1 protein-coding gene is annotated in these 1,619 nt (G+C 67.3%); it reads right to left on the reverse strand.

Annotation, left to right across the window (positions count from 1 at the left end; all coding sequences use genetic code 11):
- Nucleotides 1-1,619 (reverse strand): condensation domain-containing protein (locus IVB50_RS42675; RefSeq protein ID WP_247295736.1); only part of this gene is annotated, 1,619 nt, incomplete at both ends.

A 1,619-nucleotide genomic window follows, 5' to 3' on the forward strand; every position in this document is an offset into this window, starting at 1 on the left:
TCAGCTCCTCCAATAGATATGCGCGCTCGTCGGCCGCCAGCAGCTCAATCCGCCCGACCGCTTGCCGCGCATCGGCCACCATCGCCCGCAGCAGCGCCAGCAGATAGCCTCGCTGCCGCTCGATGCTCGCCTGATCGAACAGCGCCGTGGCATAGCCCAGCGTTCCGGCGATCGCCTCGCCATGCTCGGCAAGGTTCAGCTCCAGATCGAACTTGACCTGATCGAAGCCGTCTGCCGCCGCCTCCACACGCAGCCCAGGAAGATCGAACGCCGGGGCGGCGTTGTTCTGCCAGGCCAGCATCACCTGGAACAACGGCGTGTGATCAAGACGCCGGGGCGGCTGCACGATCTCCACCACCTGCTCAAACGGCAGGTCCTGATGCTCCTGCGCCGCCAAGGCCGTGCGCCGCGTCCGTTTGAGCAGCTCCGCCACGCTCGGCGCGCCCGACAGGTCGAGCCGCAGCGCCAGGGTGTTGACGAAGCAGCCGATCAGCTCCTCGACCTCGCGCCGACCGCGATTGGCGCTCGGCACCCCGATCACAAGGTCGTCCTGCCCCGACAGACGCGACAGCACCGCAGCCCACGCCGCCAGCACCGTCATGAACAAGGTCGTGCCATGCTGCTGGCTCAGCCGCCGCAAGCCCCGCGTCAGATCCGCATCGATCACGACCGCCACACCGGCCCCGGCAAACGACTGCTGTGCCGGCCGCGGCCGGTCGGTCCGCAAGGCCAGACGGGCCGGTGCGCCTGACAGGTTGCTGCGCCAATACTCCGCCTGGATCGAGAGCCGCTCGCCCGACAGCCACTGCCGTTGCCAGGCGGCATAGTCCGGATACTGGATCGCAAGCGGCGGCAGCGGGTCCTCTTGTCCAGCCACAAACGTGCGGTACAGGTGACTGAGCTCACGCGCCAATACGCCGATCGACCAACCGTCGGAGACAATGTGATGCTGGGTCAGCAGGAAGACGTGCTCATCATCCGACATCCGGATCAGACACGCCCGGATCAGCGGGCCGCGCGCAAGATCGAAGGGCGTGCGTGCCTCTTCATAGCACAGATCCAACCGCGCCGCCTCGGCTTCCGGCCTGTCGCGAAGATCGCGCTCCACCACTGGCAGCCCCGCACCCGGCGGCAGAACTTCAACCCAGGGCTTGCCCTCCGGCGCGACAAAGACACTCCGCAGCGCCTCATGACGCGCCAACAACCGGTCGAGGCTGCGCTGCCATGCGGTGCGGTCGAGCTCACCCCGCAACCGCCATGCCAGCAGCATGTGATAGCTCCTGCCGCCCTCATCCAGCTGCGCCAAAAACCACAGCCGCTCCTGCGCAAAGGACAGCGCAAGCGGCTCTTCGCGCGACACAGCCACAATGGCCGGCAGCTCTTGTGGACCGGAGCGGCTCAACTCATCCACGAGGCTCGCGGCCAGATCGGCCAGCACCGGTTTCGCAAACAGCGTGCTCAGCGGCAGGGCGAGGCCAACAGCTTGCGAGACCCGGCTCAACAACCGCACCGCCAGCAGTGAGTGCCCGCCCAGCTCGAAGAAGTTGTCGTGCCGGCCGACACGTTCCAGGCCCAGAAGCTCGGCCCAGATCTGCGCCAGCGCGATCTCGATCTCGCCC

This window comes from Bradyrhizobium sp. 87, assembly GCF_023073015.1.
GTDB lineage: Bacteria > Pseudomonadota > Alphaproteobacteria > Rhizobiales > Xanthobacteraceae > Bradyrhizobium > Bradyrhizobium canariense_D.